Source organism: Streptomyces sp. NPDC052107 (assembly GCF_040680215.1).
Lineage (GTDB): Bacteria > Actinomycetota > Actinomycetes > Streptomycetales > Streptomycetaceae > Streptomyces.
In genome coordinates, this window is sequence record NZ_JBFAWG010000213.1 from 1 (window position 1) to 3,746 (window position 3,746).

The following is a 3,746-nucleotide window of genomic DNA, read 5'->3' on the forward strand; positions in this document are numbered from 1 at the left end:
GGCGGCGGAGACGAGGGAAACAGCGACTGTACGAGCCTTCACAACAAACTCCTTGGTCAAGGATGATTTTTCGACAAGGGCCCTTTGAATTCCCTGTCCCATAAGTCAGAGAAACCCGGAAACCCTCGGGTCCTTGCCGTGCGGCGGACCCGACTATACAGACATGACCTGGGAACTTACGGTTCCACTGTCTGCCGAATCCCCGGAACTAATAGCACAGTCACAGGAAATGTGCTATATGCAAACACTCTGAACTGCGATTATGGGAAAGGCCTGTGGAAATAACCGGCCCACAGCATAAAGGGGCCCGGCGCCCTGTGAGTGCGGCGCACCTACGCCCAGGGCTGATGCGTTCTCAGTTGGTGAGATGACCAGAGGCCCATTCACATGATCGCGTATGGGCCTCTGAGCGTCTGTCCAGCAGTGGAGTACAGCAACCTATGTCCAGATCGCTCGTACAGTGGCGCGCTCCATCTGGACAGGGATGAACAGGCCCGCCCCACTGGCGTGTGGGTCGACGGCAGACGGGATGGCAGCAGGGACAGTCGTCGTTCCTGCGGTAAGAAAAATGCTGCGCCTCGCCACTCGCGAGTGATCACATACGGTTAGGGATCACGTGCCGTCAGTTGACCTCGGGCCCATGACGACCTCGATGTACCGGCTTCGGGAACGCCGATCACGCATCTGCGAGTCCGGAACGAACAGCGCGAGTGCGCCGCTGCAGCGGAGCCACGCCAGAACGGACCGGCCAGCTCGTTCGGATCCGAGTGTGATTAGCGACACACGCCTTATACCTCTAAAACGGGTATTTTCGAACGATGTTCTCTGAGCACGCGCGGCCGGCCGATTGGCTCGACCGCATGGTCGATGCGAACGATGCGATCCCGACGGTCCGGAACACACCTCGCAGGCGGGCAGTGGACGGGCCTGAGTGCATGGTGCCCGCCGCAGTGCCGGGGTCCTCCGATCTGGTCGGCGCGCCGATCGCGATGATCGACGCGGAAGGGACGGTGGTCGGGTGGTCGCAGGCTGGCCAGCGGCTGGTCGGCTACTCGCCCGCGGAGGTGGTGAGCCGACCCGCCGCAGTCGTTCTGGCGTCTGCCGAAGACCGGGCGAAGACATCCGCCTTCGGCGAGCGGTGCGGTGCCCGGGGTGGCTGGTCCGGCCTTGCGGCGCTGCGCCACCGCGACGGCCACAAGCTCGATGTGAGCCTGCGGGTCTCCCCGTTGTCGGGGCAGGACGGCAGCACCCGTTGGCTCGTCTCGGTGACCGACTTGGCCGCGGTCTCCTCGTCGGCGGTGAACGGATTGAGGCCATCATCGCTTCTGACCCGCGCGCCGGTCGGGATCACCGTCCGCGACCTGGACCTGCGCTGCACCTGGCTGAACGATCTCGCAGAGCGCCGGGACGGCATCCTTCCCGAGGTGCGGCTGGGGCGGCGGCTGACGGAGGTGGTGGCCGGCTTCGAGGCCGAAGCACTCGAGGCGGCGATGCGGCTGGTGCTGGAGAGCGGTACCCCGGTGGTTGACCTTGAGTACCCGGCATGGAATGCGAGCCGGAAACACGCGTTCACGGTCTCCTACTTCCGCCTCGAGGACGCGGAGGGCCACGCGTTGGCCGTGTGCGGCATGTGCGTGGACGCCACCGACAGGGAGCGGGCGCGCGAGCGCCTGGCGATCCTCAGCGAGGCCAGCACGCGGATCGGCACCACCCTGGACGTCATGCGGACCGGGCAGGAGCTGGCCGACCTCGCGGTGCCGCTCCTCGCGGACTTCGTTGCCGTCGATCTGGCGGAGGCGGTCCCGCTCGGCGAGGAGCCTCTGGCCCGGCTGGGGCCGATGGGCGAGCACATCCCCGCCTTCCGCCGCGCCGGCCTGGCATCGATCAACCCCGGGGCCCCGGAGGCCTGGTGCGCCCAGGGGGAGGCGGTCTTCGTCCCGCCGACCTCGCCCTACACTCGCGTCCTGTCCTCGGGGAAGGCCTACCTGGAATCGGTCCTGGACACCTCCCCCGGCACGTGGCTCGATGAGGACCCGGCACGGGCGGAGTTGATGCGCGAGTACGGGATGCACTCTGCGATGGTCGTGCCGATCCACGCGCGCGGCACCGTGCTGGGCGTGGCGGTCTTCGTCCGTACGAAGGACCCGGTGCCGTTCGAGGAGGACGATCTGCTGCTGGCCGAGGCACTCGTCTCCCGGGCCGCGCTGTGCTTGGACAACGCCAACCGGTACACCCGCGAGCGCACCGCGGCCCTGGCCCTGCAGCGCAACCTGCTCCCGCAGCGCCTGACGGGCGGGTGCGCGGTCGAGGTGGCCTCGCGCTACCTGCCGGCCGACATCCACCACGGCGTCGGGGGTGACTGGTTCGACGTGATTCCGCTGTCCGGGGCCCGGGTGGCTCTGGTCGTGGGCGACGTGGTCGGGCACGGCATCAACGCCGCGGCGACCATGGGCAGGCTCCGCACCGCCGTGCACGCCTTCGCCGACCTGGACCTGCCTCCCGACGAACTGCTGGCCCACCTCGACGACCTGGCCATCCGCCTCACCGAGGAGGACACCGACGCGAAGGACCTGGCCACCGCCGTGCTGGGTGCCACCTGCCTGTACGCCGTCTACGACCCGGTCACCCGGCGCTGCACGATGGCACGAGCCGGCCACGCCCCGCCCGCGATCGTCGACCCGCACGGCCACGTCACCTTCCCCGACCTCCCCACCGGAACCCCACTCGGGCTCGGACTGACCCCCTTCCCCTTCGAGTCCGTCGAGCTGGAACTACCCGAAGGCAGCACGCTGGCCCTTTACACCGACGGCTTGGTCGAAACCCGCGACCAGGACATCGACGCCGGGATGCACCGCCTGGCCACCGCCCTGGCCCACCCCGGTCTCCCGCTGGAAGACCTCGGCTCGGCCGTGCTCGACACCCTGCCGACCGGAGAAACGTGCGACGACGTCACACTGCTCCTCGCCCGCACCCACGCCCTCAGCACGGACCAGGTGGTCTCCTGGGACCTGCCCACCGACCCGGCCGTCGTCAGCACCGCCCGGTCCCTGGCCGTCGACCAACTGACCAAGTGGGGACTACCGGATCTGGCGACGACCACCGAGCTGATCGTCAGCGAACTGGTCACCAACGCCATCCGCCACGGCACCGGCCCCGTCCGCCTACGCCTGATCCGCCACCAGGTCCTGACCTGCGAAGTCTCCGACACCAGCAACAGCCTCCCCCGCCTGCGCCACGCCCGGACCACCGACGAGAGCGGCCGCGGCCTCTTCCTCATCGCCCAGCTCTCCCACCGACGAGGCACCCGCTACACACCCGACGGCAAAACCGTATGGGCCGAACAGGAACTGACACCCGCGGTACAGCAGTGAAGTACAGCAACCGTGGCGACTGTGAGCGACCAGTAATGGCCCCAGGAGGGCGCTCAACCCGCCCAGCCACCCTCATCGACCGTCACGCCCACAGTTCGGGACGAAAGGGTCAAGCCAGACGCGCGCCAGGTTGTACGGGGAACCAAGGGGAATACCTGGGAATCGTGCGGTGGCCCACCGGGGGCACCAGCGCCCTTGGTCGCAGGTCAGCGGGGCGACCGGGGCCAGGAGACACGAGCTTCCCAAGCTGAGGGCGCACGGTGGGACATCACAGGCTCAGGGGGTTGTGAACAGCTGCCGCGGAACAGCGTGCGAGTGTGTTCTGGCGCGGATGAGTGAGTGTTCGGGCTGTGGTGGGCGTACGGGGAACGATAG

Annotated in this window: 1 protein-coding gene; it reads left to right on the forward strand. The window is 67.9% G+C overall.

Translation table 11 applies throughout. The features are described from left to right. Window positions 1-935: 935 nt before the first annotated feature. Complete coding sequence (locus AB0M27_RS46960; protein ID WP_365732335.1) at window positions 936-3,371, forward strand: SpoIIE family protein phosphatase; 2,436 nt, start codon at window positions 936-938, stop codon at window positions 3,369-3,371. The last annotated feature ends 375 nt before the right edge of the window (window positions 3,372-3,746 follow it).

Coding starts and splice junctions, on each gene's coding strand:
- AB0M27_RS46960 (WP_365732335.1), top strand. CDS start 936: ATGGTGCCCGCCGCAGTGCCGGGGTCCTCCGATCTGGTCGGCGCGCCG.